Consider the following 13,714-nt stretch of genomic DNA (forward strand, 5'->3'; position numbering starts at 1 on the left):
GCGCGGCCCCCCCCCCCCCCCCCCCCCCCCCCCCCCCCGCTCAGCGGGTCCGGGGCCGGCCGGAGAGGTCGGGGACGTCCTGGAGCCAGGTCGGGCGGCCCGCCCGGGTGGCGGCGGCCCGGTCGGCGGCGGTCCGCCGGAGCTGCTCGGGGGTGGCGAAGCCGTCCGGCAGCCAGGCGGCCGACTGGGCCGCCCGGGTGGCGAGTTGGGTCACGTACGCGTCCCTGAGCTGCTCGACCGAGTCGAAGCCGGGCTCGTCGGTCAGCCACTCCTCGGGCACCAGCGCGACCACCTCGCGGAGCAGCTCGGGGGTGACCAGCGGGGCCAGCGCGGCGTCGGCGGCCCGGACGTCGGGGTGGTGCACGCCGAGTGCGTGGTCGCTGAGGTCGTACCGCTTGAGCACCGAGCCGGCCGCGCCGGACCAGCGGTGGTGGAAGACCAGCCCGGCGCCGTTGTCGATCAGCCAGAGCCTGCCGTGCCAGACCATCAGGTTGGGGTTGCGGCAGCTGCGGTCCACGTTGCCGGTCAGCGCGTCCAGCCAGACCACCCGGCCGGCCTCGACCGGGTCGACGTCGATCATGCCGGGCTCGAAGTCCCGGGCGCCCGGCAGGTAGTCCATGCCGAGGTTGCGCCCGGCGCTGCCGCGCAGGATGTCCTGGATCTCCGGGTCCGGCTCGTGCGCGGCCACCTCGGGGTCGAAGTCCACCAGGACCAGCTCGGGCACCCGCAGGCCGAGCCGCCGGGCCAGTTCGCCGACCACCACCTCGGCGATCAGCGCCTTGTGGCCCTGGGCGGCGCCGCTGAACTTCACCACGTAGGTGCCCAGGTCGTCGGTCTCCACGATGCCGGGGACGGAACCCCCGGCGCGCAGCGGGTCCAGGTAGCGGAGAGCGGTCACCTCGGTCAGCACACCGGCCAGCCTAGCCCGACCGGCAGTTGGGGGGCGGCCTCGGCCCGGTCGCCGCTGTGGTTGGCTTGGCTCAGTCCGCAGGGCCCGGCGCGGTCGAGCCGGCGCGGTTTCCAGAGGAGAGTACGGATCATGGGACAGGTGTACGCCACCACCGAGCGCAGTTTCCCGGCCAGCCCCGAGCGGGTGTTCGAGGCACTGGCCGACTACGCGGTGACCCGGCCGAAGCTGCTGCCGGAGCAGTACAGCGAGTACGAGGTGCGGGCCGGCGGCACGGGCGCCGGGACGCAGGTGCACTGGCGCCTGCAGGCGACCGAGAAGCGGGTCAGGGACTGCCTGTTCAGCGTGACCGAGCCGGGCACCCGGACGCTGATGGAGACCGACGCCAACTCCTCGATGGTGATCACCTGGAAGGTGGTCGAGCAGGGCGCGGGCAGCAAGGTCACCGTGCAGGCGAGCTGGACCGGGGCGACCGGCATCGGGGGCTTCTTCGAGCGGACCTTCGCCCCCAAGGGCCTGAACCGGATCCACGACCGGATCCTGGTCGCGCTCGCGACCGAGGTGGCCTGAGCCCGACCGGCCGGAGGGGGCCCGAATTCCCGAACGAGTGGTTCTGATCGCCGGTCCGGGTGACAGCGGGATCACGTAGCGTACGCGCCGATCTAGGCTCACGGCCGTGCATATGACGATCCTTCATGTCTCCCAGCCCGTGGACGGCGGCGTCGCCCGGGTGGTGGTCGATCTGGTCCGGGGCCAGCGCGAGGCGGGCTGCCGGGTGCTGGTGGCCTGCCCCGCCGACGGCCGGCTGGCGGCCGAGGCGGCCGCGGCCGGCGCCCTGGTGCTGGACTGGCAGGCGGGCCGCTCGCCCGGTCCCGGGACGGTGGCGGAGGCGTGGCGGCTGCGCCGGATCGTCCGCGGCGCCAACCCCGACGTGCTGCACCTGCACAGCGCCAAGGCCGGGTTGGCGGGCCGGCTGGCCGTCCGGGGCGCCGTCCCCACCGTGTTCCAGCCGCACGCCTGGTCGTTCGCCGCCGTGCAGGGTCCGGTGGCGGCGGCCAGCCTGCGCTGGGAGCGGCTCGCCACCCGTTGGACCCGCGCGGTGCTCTGCGTCAGTGCGCAGGAGCGGCAGGACGGCGAGCGGGCCGGCCTGACGGCCCGTTGGCAGGTGATCCCGAACGGGGTGGACCTGCGGCACCACGCGCCCGCCGACTCGGCCGCCCGCCGGGCCGCCCGGATGTCGCTCGGCCTGGATCTGGAGGACCCGCTCGCGGTCTGCGTCGGGCGGCTCTGCCGGCAGAAGGGGCAGGACGTCCTGCTCTCCGCCTGGCCCGCCGTCGCCGGGCAACTGCCGCAGGCCCGGCTGGCGTTGGTCGGCGGCGGCCCGGACGCCACCGCGCTGGCCGACCGGGTGCGCGAGCTCCCCGACCCGTCCCGGGTCCGCCTGGCGGGGGACGTCACCGACCCCAGGCCCTGGCTGGCCGCTGCCGACCTGGTGGTGCTGCCGTCCCGCTGGGAAGGGATGGCGCTGGCGCCGCTGGAGGCGATGGCCACCGCCCGCCCGGTGCTGCTTTCGGACGTGCCCGGTGCGCGGGAGTGCCTGCCGCCGGAGTTGCTCGACGGCGGACTGGTCGCGCCGGAGGATCCGGCCGGACTCGCACAGTTGATCGTCCGTGCACTGAGGGATCCGATCGAGTGCGAACGGCTTGGCCTGGTGGCTCGTGAACGAATGTCCGATCATCACGATGTCCGAGGGGTGGTCCGCCAGGTGGAGCTGCTCTATCGAAACCTTCTTCGGGACGGCGTTCCCGGCCCCCGTGCGGCGCAGCGCCGCGACACCCGTGTCCCAGGGCGGTCCTGATCGTTTCTCAGACCGTGAATGCTCGCCGCGAGGGTGCTGCCGTGTTCGCATCTCGACCGGGTGACCGAGGATTCAAAGTCCGAAAGTCTGATTAATGGGCGGGTGGAATGAAATGGCAAGTCAACTTCCGGCAATCAAGCCAGCGTTCGGTATTGTCTGATTTTGCCTGCTTCGTGGTCATTTCTGAGCGCGGTTCTCGGAGTGGCCCGAATGCCGCCCTTGGCAGCAGGTGCTACCTGGACCGCATCCGTCGGCCGGGATCAACTCGTCGGTCCGACTCCGGGTCCGGGTGTCCCGTCACGGCGGGTACACAGCAGGGGAGTTCGTGCGCTGATGACCATTGACCACGAGAGTGTGCCACGGCCGGGCCAACCCCTGCCGCCCTCCCGCCGGGTCACCACCGAGCTCCTCGACCGGCGCCCGCCCCGGCGCCCGGTGCAGGCCCGATCCGCTCCGCCGGTCGGGCGGCACCGACGTCCGTTCCGGTCCCGACTCGCCCACCCGGTCGGGCTGCTGACCGCCGACGGCCTGGCGGTCTGCGCGGCCGCGGTCCTGACCGCCACCGACCCGGGGCGCCCCCTGCTCGGCGCCGCCGCCGTCCTGCCGCTGCTGCTGCCGCTCAACCTGACCGCCGGCCTGTACCGGAACCGGCTCACCCTCTCCGCCCTGGACGAGTTCCCCGCCCTGGCGGCCCGGGCCACGGTCGCGACGGCCTTCGCCGTCACGCTCTCCGCCTGCCTGGACGGCTGGCCGGACAGCGGGCCGGCCACCCCGCTGCGGCTGCTCTCCCTGCTGGCCGCCTTCCTGCTGGTCGCCTCGGTCGGCCGGGCCTTCGTCTACCACCTGCTCCGCAAGGCCCGCCGCCGCCGCCCCAGCCCCGTGCTGGTGCTCGGCGCCGGGCAGCTCGGCCAGCAGGTGGCCGCCGCCCTGACGGAGCGTCGGGAGTACGGGCTGCGCCCGGTCGGCTTCCTGGATCCCGATCCGGTGCTGCTGGCCGAGGAGACCAAGCTCCCGGTGTTCGGCGGCCGCGAGGTGCTGGAGCGGGAGATCCGCCGCCACCGGGTGCACCACGTGGTGGCCACCGAGGGGGCCGCCGACGAGGCCGAGACCGCCGCCGCGCTGCGCGAGGCCGCCCGGCTGGGCTGCCGGGTGTGGCTGGTGCCCGCCCTGCGCGAGTACGGCGCGGTGGCCGACCGGAGCCGGGGGGACCACCTCTGGGGCTTCCCCTGTCTGCAGCTCGACCGCCCGGCGATGCGCCGGCCCGGCTGGGCCGCCAAGCGGCTGCTGGACATCACCGCCGCCCTGTTCGGCCTGCTGCTGGTCTCCCCGCTGCTGGCCGCCTGCGCCCTCGCGGTCCGGGTGGACACCGGCCCCGGCGTGCTCTTCCGCCAGCAGCGCACCGGCCTCGACGGCAAGGTCTTCACCCTGCTGAAGTTCCGCACCCTGCGCCCCGCCGACGAGCACGAGTCGGCCACCCACTGGAACATCGCCCAGGACCACCGGATGAGCCGGGTCGGCCACTTCCTCCGGCACAGTTCGCTGGACGAGCTCCCGCAGCTCTGGAACGTGCTCCGGGGCGACATGAGCCTGGTCGGCCCCCGGCCCGAACGCCCCTACTTCGTCATGCGGTTCAGCCAGGCGTACCCCGAGTACGCGGACCGGCACCGGGTCCCGGTCGGCCTGACCGGGCTGGCCCAGGCGAACGGCCTGCGCGGCGACACCTCGATCGAGGCCAGGGCCCGGTTCGACAACCGCTACATCGAGAGCTGGAGTCTCTGGCTCGACGTCAAGCTGCTGTTCCGCACCGCCGCCCTGATGCTGCACCCGGACGGGAGCTGAGCCGGTGGCCCTCACCATGCCCCTCGCCTTACCCGGCCGGCTGACGGCCCGGCCCAGTCTGCTGGCGGCCGCCACCGTCCTGCTGGTCTGCGTGCCGACCGGCGACAAGGACGTCACCGCCGCCGTGCACGTGACCGCGGCCGACCTGGCCTCGCTGGCGCTGGTCGGCACCATGGCGGTGGGTCTGTTGCGCGGCCGGCTGCCGGCCCTGAACCGCACGGTCTGCCTGCTGTTCGGTGCGGTGGTCTGCTCGGCGGCGGTCGCCACCGTGCACTCGATCGACCCGACGGCCAGCGTCACCGGCTTCGTCCGGCTGGTGCAGGTCTTCGTGCTGGTACCGGCCGGCGTGCTGTGTTCGCTGCGCGACCGGCGGGACCAGCAGTTGGTGCTCGGCTCCCTGGTGGTGGCCGCCCTGGTGCAGGGGGTGGTGGGCGCCAAGCAGTTCCTCACCGGGACGGGCGCCTCGTACACCGGGCAGCCGATCCGGGCGATCGGCACCTTCGGGGCGCTCGACATCATGGCGATGTCCACGGTGGTCTGCTTCGGCCTGCTGGCCGCCCTCGCGCTGGCGCTGGGGGAGCGCGGCCCCGGTGGCAACCGCCGCCTGCGGATCGGCTGCTGGGCCGTCGCCGGCTTCCTGACCTTCCCGCTCGCGGTCTCCTTCAGCCGGGGCAGTTGGATCGCCTGCGCGGTCGCCGCCACCGTGCTGCTGCTGCGGGCCGACGCCCGGCTGGCGATCCGGGGCGCGGTGCTCGGCGCGGCCCTCGCCCTGGTCCTGGTCGGCGGCCTCGGCCTGGGCGGCTCGGGGGTGACCAACCGGCTCTCCAGCATCGGTGCGGTCTCCGACACCCCTGACCAGTCGGTGACCGACCGCTACGACCTCTGGGGCACCGCAGGACGGATCTGGCAGGACCACCCGGTGACCGGTGCCGGCCCCAAGGCGTTCCAGCAACTCCGGGACAGCCACGCCCCGTTGCGGCTCTCCTCGGGCAGCGACGCGGCCGACTCGCAGATCGGCTTCACCCGCGAGCCGCTGCTCTCGCCGCACAACATGTACTTCCTGGTGCTCAGCGAACAGGGCCTGCTCGGGGTGCTGGCCTATCTGGCGCTGCTCCTCACCCTGTTGGTCAACTGCCTCCGCCGGGTCGGTGATTCGGCCCCCGGGGCCGGTGCCGCCAGAGGCGTCGACGGCCCCCGGCTGGCGGCCCTCGGGCTGCTGGTCTGGGTGCTGGTGGACTTCCTGTACGCCGATATCGGGGGAACCACCACGGTGCTCACCTCGGTGATCCTCGGCCTGGCCGCCCGGACGGCGCTGCCGGGCCCGAACGCCGGTGAGGCACCCCAGACATGAGTACGGACCAGCACGTCGCCGCGGTCGGGGCAGCCGCCCCGCCGGCCCCCCCGGCGCCCCGGCGGGACTTCCTCGCCAAGGCGTTCGGGGTCACCGCGCTGCTCACCGCCGCCGGCTCCGCCTTCGGCCTGCTCCGCGACCTGCTGCTGGCCAGGTACTTCGGGGCCAACCAGGGCACCGACGCCTTCCTGGTGGCCTGGACGGTCCCGGAGACCGCCGCGCCGCTGCTGATCGAGGACGCGATGGCGTTCCTGATGGTCCCGGCGTTCAGCCTGGCCCTGGTGCTGCGCGAGGAGCGCCCGAAGGGCCCCGACCCGGTACGGCAGCTGGTCCGGGCCACGCTCCCCTGGCTGCTGCTGACGCTGTGCGGCCTCTCCGTGCTGACCGCAGTCGGCGCCCCGCAGCTGGTCCGGTTCCTGGCCCCCGGGCTGGTCGACCCGGCGCTGGCGGTCACCTGCACCCGGATCACCGCGCTGACCATCCTGCCGTTCGGCATCGCGGGGTACCTGGGCAGCGCGCTGCGGGCGCACCACAGCTTCACCGCCCCGGCCGGCATCTACGTCGCGTACAACCTGGCGATCCTCGGCGTCCTGCTGGTCGGTCACACCGCGCTGGGCGTCCGGTCGGCCGCGATCGGGGTCGCGGTCGGCAGTCTGCTGATGGCCGGGGTGCTGGTCGGCCCGTTCCTGCGCCGGCTCCGGGTGAGCCGCCGTCGGCCCCGGAAGTCCAGTCGGGGCGGCCCGGCCGGGCTGGTGCTGATCCCGCTGGCGATACTGCCGGTCGCGGGCTTCACGCTGACCCGGCAGTCCCAGGTCTTCATCGAGCGTCACCTCGGCTCGGGCCTGCCGCCGGGCACCATCTCGCACCTGAACTACGCGGCCAAGGTCTCCCAGCTCGCGATGACCGCCGCCATCCTGATCTGCACCGTCACCTTCCCGCTGGTGGCCCGGGCCCTCGCCGCGGGTGACCTGCGGACCGCCCGGGACCGGGTGGAGAAGGACATCGGCCAGGCCACCGCGCTGGTGCTGGTCGGCACCGCGTTCCTGATGGCCTGTGCGCCCTCGGTGGTGGCGCTGCTGTTCGAGCGCGGCGCGTTCACCCCGCACGACACCGCCGCCACCGCAGCCGTGATCCGGGTCTACAGCTTCGGCCTTCCCGCCCAGGCGCTGATCGGCGTGATGGTCCGGCCGTACTTCTCGGTCCGCCCGGTGGTCCGCCGGGCCGACGAGGACCCGGCCAGCTTCCGGGTCACCCGGCTGGACTGGTACCCGGTCGCCGCGATGGCGATCGGCCTGCTGGTCACCGTCACCGTCGGCCTGGCCGCCACCCCGCACTTCGGCGGCCTGGGCCTGGCCGCCGGGAACGCCGCCGGCATCACCACCACCGCCGGGCTGCTGCTCCGCGGGCTGCTGCTGCGCGGCCTGGCGATCCGGGTGCCGAAGGTGATCACCGGTCAGTCCCGGCTGCTGGCCGCCGCGGTGGGCGCCGCGGCCGTCGGCTACCTGGCCGACGGGCTGACCGCCTCCCCGCTGCCGGCCACCCTGGCCGGCGGGGTCACGGTGCTGCTGGTCTTCGCGGCCCTCGGCGCCGCCTTCGGCGCGGCCGAGATCCGCGAACCGCTGCTGGCGGGCCTGGCCAGGTTCGGCCCCGGCCCGCGCACCAGGGCCGAACCGGCCGGGCCCGCCCCCACCCCGCCCGCCCCCACCCCCCACCTTCGGCCGCTGAAGGGAAACCGCTCCATGGACGTCGACTCCGCCCAGCAGTTGCGCCTCCCGGCGCAGGCAACCGCCGGTCGCACCAAACGTCCGGCCGGGTCCGGCCGGAGCGCCCCGTGGATCCTGATGTACCACTCGGTGGCCGACGAGGAGGACGACCCGTACCTGCTCACCGTCAGCCCGGAGCGGTTCGCCGCCCAGATGGGCTGGCTGCACCGTACCGGCCGACGCGGCGTCAGCGTGCGCGAGCTGCTCCGCGCCAGGGCCGAGGGCACCGCCGGGCAGCTGGTCGGCCTGACCTTCGACGACGGCTACGCCGACTTCGCCCGGCACGCCGTCCCGGTGCTGCACGAGTACGGCTTCACCGCCACCGCGTACGTGGTGCCCGACCTGCTCGGCACCGAGAACGGCTGGGACGTCGAGGGCCCGCGCAAGCAGCTGCTCACCCTGGACCAGGTGACCGAACTGGCCCGGGCCGGCTGGGAGATCGGCTCGCACGGCCTCGGCCACCAGGCGCTGCCCGGACTGCCCGCCGCCGACCTCGCGGCGCAGACCGGGGAGAGCCGCCGGGCCCTGGAGGAGCTGATCGGCGGACCGGTCACCGGCTTCTGCTACCCGTACGGCGCGGTCGACCTGGCCGCCGCCCGGGCGGTCCGGGACGCCGGGTACGACTACGCCTGCGCGATCGCGCACGGCGGGCTCACCGGCCGCTACGCCCTGCCCCGGAGCTACGTCGGCGACCGGGACGGCGCCTTGCGGCTGCGGGCCAAGCGGGGCCGGCACCGGGTCCGGGACCTGCTCACCGCCGTGCGCGCGCACCGTCCCCGGCGGATCGGCCGATGAAGGTCCTGCACGTGATCACCGGCCTGGCCTCCGGCGGCGCCGAACGCCAGCTGGAGCTGATCCTCCGTCACCTGCCCGAGCGGCACCGGTGCGAGGTGGCCACCCTGACCAACCCCGGCACGGTGGCCGCCGCACTGACCGCCGACGGCGTCCCGGTGCACGACCTGCGGATGCGCGGCAACCGCGACTTCGGGGTGCTGCCCCGGCTCACCGGCCTGATCCGGCACGGCCGGTACGACCTGGTGCACACCCACCTCTACCGGGCCGGGCTGTACGGGCGGCTGGCCGCCCGGCTGGCCGGGGTGCGTCCGGTGCTGGCCACCGAGCACTCGCTGCACGCCACGGTGATCGAGGGCCGTCCGGTCACCCCCGGCGTCAAGGCGCTCTACCTGGCCGCCGAGCGGCTCGGCTCGGCCACCGTCGCGGTCTCCCGGCAGGTTGCCGCCACCCTGGACGACTGGGGGGTGCCGGCGCAGCGGGTGGAGCTGCTGCCGAACGGCATCGAGACCGCCAGGTACTGCCTGCCGACCGCCTCCCGGCTGGCGCTCCGGCAGGGCGTCCGGGCCGAACTCGGCCTGCCGCAGTCGGCCTGGGTGATCGGCGCGGTCGGCCGGCTGGTCCCCGGCAAGCAGTTCGGGCTGCTGGTCCGGGTGCTGGCCGAGCTGACCAGGCTGGCCGCCCAGCACCCGGCGCTGCGGGAGCCCTGGCTGCTGCTGGTCGGCGCCGGGCCGGAGCGGGCGGCGCTGCTCCGGGAGGCCGGGGAACTCGGTGTGCTGCACCGGGTGCTGCTCACCGGCGAGCGCTCCGACGTGCCCGAACTGCTCACCGCGATGGACGTGTTGGCGGCCCCCTCGGCCGAGGAGACCTTCGGCCTGACCGTGCTGGAGGGCCTGGCCGCCGGACTCCCGGTCCGGCACAGCGCCTGCCCGGCGCTCGACGAGCTGCCCCCCGAGGCGGCCCCGGGGGCGGTCCGGCTGCCCGGTACGGCGGACGCCTACACCACCTCGCTGTGCGAACTCTGGAGCCGTCGCAGCACCGTGCTGCCGCAGCCCCCGGCGGTCGCGCACTACGACATCGCCCGGATCGCCGACCGGCTGGCGCTGCTCTACGACCGGCTCGGGGGAGCGCCCGGCCGGGTGTCGGACGCCCCCGCACCGGTGGCCGCCCGGTCCCGCTGAACCGGCCCGGGGCGCCGCACGGCGCCCCAGTCCCGAATCGAACGTTCTAGCCAAGGAGCTTCCCATGTCCGAACTGCGCAGGCGCGCGCGCACCCTGACCCGCCGTTGGTGGCCGGTGGCGCTCGCCGTGCCGCTGGGTGCCATGGCCGGCGCCGGGTACGCCGTCGTCTCGCACCCCGGCTACGCCGCCAACTCCTACGTGGTGGTGGTCCCGCAGGGGCCGGGGGAGGGTGCCACCGCGGTCAACTTCGCCCAGGCGTACGGGCGGCTGGCCGGCCAGCCGCAGGTGCTGGCGGGCGCGGCGGCCGAGACCGGCCGGACCATCAACGAGCTGGCCGAGCTGGTCCGGGGGACCACCTCGCCGGACGCCCCCGTGATCGAGATCACCGGCTCCGGCAGCCAGGGCGTGGACGCCGCGCGGGCCGCCGACGCGGTGGCCAAGTCGCTGATCGCCTTCGCCAACACCAGCACCAAGGAGACCGGCGTCAAACTGGTCCCGCTGGCCGGGGCCGCCGTACCGGACCGCCCGGCCACCCCCTCCGCCCAGCTGGACGTCGCGGTCGGCGCGGCCGGCGGGCTGCTGCTCGGCGCGCTGGTGCTGATGACCCGTCGCCCGAGGGCGGCCGGCGCCGCCGAGCCCGGGGCCTCCGAGGGGACCCCGTCCGAGCAGACCGTCCAGCTCGCGCCGGAGGTCCCCAAGGGCCGCACGGAGACCGCCGCCAAGGAACCGCAGCAGACCGGGAGCCGTGGATGACCACCGAACTCTCCGTCGGTTCGCTGCCCGCGCAGAGCAGGGCCCCGCGCTGGCGCGCCGAGGTCTGCCGGGCGGACGACGCCCTGGACCGGATCGCCGCCGAGTGGGACGGCCTGGCGGCCCGCTGTGCCACGGCCACCTCCTTCCAGTCGGCCGCCTGGCTGGCCTCCTGGTGGCGCCACTACGGCCGCCCGGGCGCGCTGGTGCTGGTGCTGGTCCGCCGGGACGACCGGCTGGTGGCCGCCGCCGCCCTGCGACGCCGGGGCCCGTTCGGCGGGTTGACCAACCTCGGCGCGGGCCTGGTGGACTTCACCGACGTCCTGCTGGACGACTCCTGCGCCGACCGGGCCGCCGCCGAACTGGCCGCCGCGCTGCCGCTGACCCGTCCCTGGCACTCGCTGGAGCTGCGCGAGGTGCGCCCGGAGGCCGCGGTCCAGCAGGTGTTCCGGCAGTGGCGGGGCCGCCGGCACCGGTTCGCCGACTCGCTCTGCCAGTACCTCCCGGCGGTGCCGATGGAGGAGCTGCTCAAGCGGCTGCCCGGCAAGACCGCCCAGCGCAGCCGGGTCAAGCAGCGCAAGATCGCCGAGTCCGGCATCGAGGTCCGCAGCGCCACCCCGGCCGAGGTGCCGGAGGCGATCGCGGGCCTGCTCCGGCTGCACATCGAGCAGTGGCAGGACCGCGGCGTCACCCCCGAGCACCGCACCGAACGGTTCGCCGCCCACCTGGTCGAGTCCACCACCGGACTGGTCGCCACCGGCCGGGCCGCGGTCCACCGGTTCCACCTGGACGGCGAGCTGGTCGCGGTGAACCTGCTGCTGCTCAGCCCGCCGTTCGGCGGCCTGTACATGTACGGCGCCAAGCCCGCGCTGCGCGAGCGGCTCGACATCGCCGGGCTGCTGTTCGGCGCCGCGCTGGACGAGGTCCGGGCGGCCGAGATCCCGGTGCTCAGCCTGCTGCGCGGCCAGGAGCCGTACAAGCAGCGCTGGCGCCCCGACCAACTCCCCAACCAGCGGCTGGTGCTGGGCCCCGGCCGGCTCGCCCCGTGGGCGGCCGGCCGGGCGGTCCGGGTCCGGGTCAGGCAGGCCCTGGTGCACCAGCTGCGCACCAGGCTGCCCGGCGTGAAGCGGGTGCTACTGGCCCGGATGCGGAGCTGACGGCGCGGTGGCCCCCTTGGAGCCGGACATCAGCTGCTTGAACGCCGCGGACGACCTCGGATTCCGGTCGCACTGCCAGAAGCCGTGCGGGCAGTAGTCGGTGACGGTCTGGTAGGCGGTGTCGTGGGTGCGCATCCACTCCACCATCCGCCGGACGAACTCCGGGTTGTCGCCGTTGCGGAACAGCCCCCACTCCGGGTACGAGACCGGCTTGCCGCGCTTGGCGGCGAACTCCACCTGGTCCTGGAGCCCGTACGGCTCGGAGACGTACTCGTCGAAGGTGCCGCCGGCCGGCTGGTCGTAGCTGTCCATGCCGATGATGTCGACCACGTCGTCGCCCGGGTAGCAGCGCGTCCACGGGATGGCGTCCAGCCCCCGGGTCGGGTTGAAGTCGAACTGGAAGTGCTGCCCGGGCACCGAGCGCATCACCGTCACGATCCGCCGCCAGTACGCCTTCCAGGCCGTCGGGTCGGGCTTGCAACGGCTGGTGTAGGTGGTGCCGTTCATCTCCCAGCCCAGCGTCAGGATGGTGTCCTGCCCGCCGAGCGCGACCAGCTTCCTGGCCAGCTTGAGGAAGTGCAGGTCGAACTCGCCCTTGTTCGCCCGGGCCAGCAGCCTGGCCACCTCGGCGTCCGGGGTGTTGTTCTCGTTCGGCACCAGCATCGGCACCCCCAGCACCAGCTTGCGCTGCGGGTCGGCCAGCTTCCACTGCGACCAGAGGCCGAGCACCACCGTCTCGCCCTCGACGTCCCCCCAGCCGTTGCCCGCCAGGTAGGTGTGGCCGACCTGCATGTCGGCCCCGTTCAGCCAGGTGGCCATCCGGGCGACGTTCGGGATGTAGTTGTCCCACGATCCGACGAAGGCGCCGAACGGCGGCTCGTGCCTGGCCCGCTGGACGGCCGGGCGGGGGGCCGCGCCGCGCGGTTCGATGGCGTCCGAGGAGAGGGCGGTGTGCCGCTCGGTCTGGCTCAGCGGAGTACCGGAGGGAACGCTCGCCGTGGTCACCAACAGCAGCGCGGCGGCGGCCAGCGTCAGGCGGGCCAATCGCATGGGTCTTCTCCTCGGGACGGCGTGCCGGGCCCGTCCGGCCCGTAGGCACGACGGTAATCCCACAGACCGTCAGAAAAGCCTCATGTCACTCGATAGTGGTAGGTCGCGCAGGGGGTTGGCCCAGCAGGCCAACGGGATCGGCGGTCCGGTCACCCGAACGTGTCGCACCGCGCCATGTCACCCGTTCGGTACCCGGTGGTGAACCACTGCTGCCGCTGCGCCGAGGACCCGTGCGTCCAGCTCTCCGGGTTCACCCGCCCCTGGGCCTGCTGCTGGATCCGGTCGTCGCCGACCGCCGCCGCCGCGTCCAGCCCCGCCGCGATGTCCGCGTCGGTCAGCGAGGTGATCAGCGGCCGCCCGGTGCTCGCCTGCGGCGTCCGGGTCGCGGCGTACGCCCAGACCCCCGCGTAGCAGTCGGCCTGCAGCTCCAGCTTCACCGAGCCGCTGTTCGCGCCCTGCCGGTCCTGGCCGACCTTCTTCATCTGCCCGGTCAGGTTCTGGATGTGGTGCCCGTACTCGTGCGCCACCACGTACGCCTCCGCGAACGGTCCGCCCTTGGCGCCGAACCGGCTGCTCAGCTCGTTGAAGAAGCCGAGGTCGAAGTACGCCTTGCGGTCGCCCGGGCAGTAGAACGGCCCGACCGCCGAGCTCGCCGCCCCGCAGGCGGTCCGCACCTGGCCGGTGAACAGCACCGTCTCGGCCGGCTGGTACGCCCCGGCCCGCCGGGTGAACTCGCTCTGCCAGAAGTTCTGCACGCTGTTCACCACCGCGACCATCCGGCAGTCCTGCCGCTGGTTGGCGTCCGAGCCCTTCTTGCAGCTGTCCTGCACCTGGCCCGCCGAGGTCTGCCCGGCGGTGCCGCCACCGCCGTCGGAGACCCCGACGGTGCTCGGATCCACCCCGAGCAGCAGCGCGATGATCAACCCGACGATCCCCACCGCACCACCGCCCAGCGCGACCTTTCCGCCGGACATCCCGCGCCGGTCCTGCACCTGCGAGGTGTCGAGATCCGCCTGGTCGTCAAACTGCATCGCGTACCACCTCTGTAACAGTCCGTCCAGTGAC

The 13,714-nt window shown here is 74.3% G+C and carries 11 protein-coding genes; 8 read left to right on the forward strand and 3 right to left on the reverse strand.

Features of this window, described 5'->3' with window-relative positions; genetic code table 11:
* Positions 1 to 40: 40 nt before the first annotated feature.
* Positions 41 to 910, reverse strand: a complete 870-nt coding sequence (locus ACIRPK_RS20760) for a HipA family kinase (RefSeq protein WP_403040724.1) — start codon at positions 908 to 910, stop codon at positions 41 to 43.
* 129 nt (positions 911 to 1,039) lie between these two features.
* Between ACIRPK_RS20760 and ACIRPK_RS20765 the strand changes: the two genes are divergently transcribed.
* From ACIRPK_RS20765 to ACIRPK_RS20800, 8 genes are all read left to right on the forward strand, one after another.
* On the forward strand, positions 1,040 to 1,477 hold the full coding sequence (locus ACIRPK_RS20765) for an SRPBCC family protein (protein WP_403040725.1): 438 nt from the start codon (positions 1,040 to 1,042) through the stop codon (positions 1,475 to 1,477).
* A 112-nt stretch (positions 1,478 to 1,589) separates the two neighbouring features.
* Positions 1,590 to 2,765: a glycosyltransferase gene (locus ACIRPK_RS20770; RefSeq protein ID WP_403040726.1), complete on the forward strand. Its 1,176-nt coding sequence runs from the start codon at positions 1,590 to 1,592 to the stop codon at positions 2,763 to 2,765.
* A gap of 333 nt (positions 2,766 to 3,098) precedes the next feature.
* Positions 3,099 to 4,604, forward strand: coding sequence for a sugar transferase (locus ACIRPK_RS20775; RefSeq protein WP_403040727.1), 1,506 nt, complete (start codon positions 3,099 to 3,101; stop codon positions 4,602 to 4,604).
* A gap of 16 nt (positions 4,605 to 4,620) precedes the next feature.
* Positions 4,621 to 5,955, forward strand: coding sequence for an O-antigen ligase family protein (locus tag ACIRPK_RS20780; RefSeq protein ID WP_403040728.1), 1,335 nt, complete (start codon positions 4,621 to 4,623; stop codon positions 5,953 to 5,955).
* Positions 5,952 to 8,513: a lipid II flippase MurJ gene (locus ACIRPK_RS20785; protein WP_403040729.1), complete on the forward strand. Its 2,562-nt coding sequence runs from the start codon at positions 5,952 to 5,954 to the stop codon at positions 8,511 to 8,513. Before ACIRPK_RS20780 ends, ACIRPK_RS20785 begins: the two co-directional genes overlap by 4 nt.
* Positions 8,510 to 9,691, forward strand: a complete 1,182-nt coding sequence (locus tag ACIRPK_RS20790; RefSeq protein ID WP_403040730.1) for a glycosyltransferase — start codon at positions 8,510 to 8,512, stop codon at positions 9,689 to 9,691. The genes ACIRPK_RS20785 and ACIRPK_RS20790 overlap by 4 nt, the downstream gene beginning before the upstream one ends.
* Positions 9,692 to 9,755: 64 nt before the next feature.
* Positions 9,756 to 10,445, forward strand: coding sequence for a lipopolysaccharide biosynthesis protein (locus tag ACIRPK_RS20795; protein ID WP_403040731.1), 690 nt, complete (start codon positions 9,756 to 9,758; stop codon positions 10,443 to 10,445).
* Positions 10,442 to 11,599: a GNAT family N-acetyltransferase gene (locus tag ACIRPK_RS20800; RefSeq protein WP_403040732.1), complete on the forward strand. Its 1,158-nt coding sequence runs from the start codon at positions 10,442 to 10,444 to the stop codon at positions 11,597 to 11,599. The genes ACIRPK_RS20795 and ACIRPK_RS20800 overlap by 4 nt, the downstream gene beginning before the upstream one ends.
* Here ACIRPK_RS20800 and ACIRPK_RS20805 read toward each other — a convergent pair.
* Together ACIRPK_RS20805 and ACIRPK_RS20810 are read right to left on the reverse strand one after the other, a co-directional pair.
* Positions 11,576 to 12,649 (reverse strand): glycoside hydrolase family 26 protein, encoded by a 1,074-nt coding sequence (locus tag ACIRPK_RS20805; protein ID WP_403040733.1) that lies wholly within the window; start codon positions 12,647 to 12,649, stop codon positions 11,576 to 11,578. The two genes, ACIRPK_RS20800 and ACIRPK_RS20805, sit on opposite strands and share 24 nt — an antisense overlap.
* A gap of 149 nt (positions 12,650 to 12,798) precedes the next feature.
* On the reverse strand, positions 12,799 to 13,680 hold the full coding sequence (locus tag ACIRPK_RS20810; protein ID WP_403040734.1) for a neutral zinc metallopeptidase: 882 nt from the start codon (positions 13,678 to 13,680) through the stop codon (positions 12,799 to 12,801).
* Positions 13,681 to 13,714 lie beyond the last annotated feature (34 nt).

It is taken from the genome of Kitasatospora sp. NPDC101801 (genome assembly GCF_044766665.1).
Classification (GTDB): domain Bacteria; phylum Actinomycetota; class Actinomycetes; order Streptomycetales; family Streptomycetaceae; genus Kitasatospora.

Excerpts from the sequence above, each read along its gene's own strand:
- ACIRPK_RS20765 (WP_403040725.1), top strand. The coding sequence starts at position 1,040 with ATGGGACAGGTGTACGCCACCACCGAGCGCAGTTTCCCGGCCAGCCCC.
- ACIRPK_RS20770 (WP_403040726.1), top strand. The coding sequence starts at position 1,590 with ATGACGATCCTTCATGTCTCCCAGCCCGTGGACGGCGGCGTCGCCCGG.
- ACIRPK_RS20775 (WP_403040727.1), top strand. The coding sequence starts at position 3,099 with ATGACCATTGACCACGAGAGTGTGCCACGGCCGGGCCAACCCCTGCCG.
- ACIRPK_RS20780 (WP_403040728.1), top strand. The coding sequence starts at position 4,621 with ATGCCCCTCGCCTTACCCGGCCGGCTGACGGCCCGGCCCAGTCTGCTG.
- ACIRPK_RS20785 (WP_403040729.1), top strand. The coding sequence starts at position 5,952 with ATGAGTACGGACCAGCACGTCGCCGCGGTCGGGGCAGCCGCCCCGCCG.
- ACIRPK_RS20790 (WP_403040730.1), top strand. The coding sequence starts at position 8,510 with ATGAAGGTCCTGCACGTGATCACCGGCCTGGCCTCCGGCGGCGCCGAA.
- ACIRPK_RS20795 (WP_403040731.1), top strand. The coding sequence starts at position 9,756 with ATGTCCGAACTGCGCAGGCGCGCGCGCACCCTGACCCGCCGTTGGTGG.
- ACIRPK_RS20800 (WP_403040732.1), top strand. The coding sequence starts at position 10,442 with ATGACCACCGAACTCTCCGTCGGTTCGCTGCCCGCGCAGAGCAGGGCC.
- ACIRPK_RS20805 (WP_403040733.1), bottom strand. The coding sequence starts at position 12,649 with ATGCGATTGGCCCGCCTGACGCTGGCCGCCGCCGCGCTGCTGTTGGTG.
- ACIRPK_RS20810 (WP_403040734.1), bottom strand. The coding sequence starts at position 13,680 with ATGCAGTTTGACGACCAGGCGGATCTCGACACCTCGCAGGTGCAGGAC.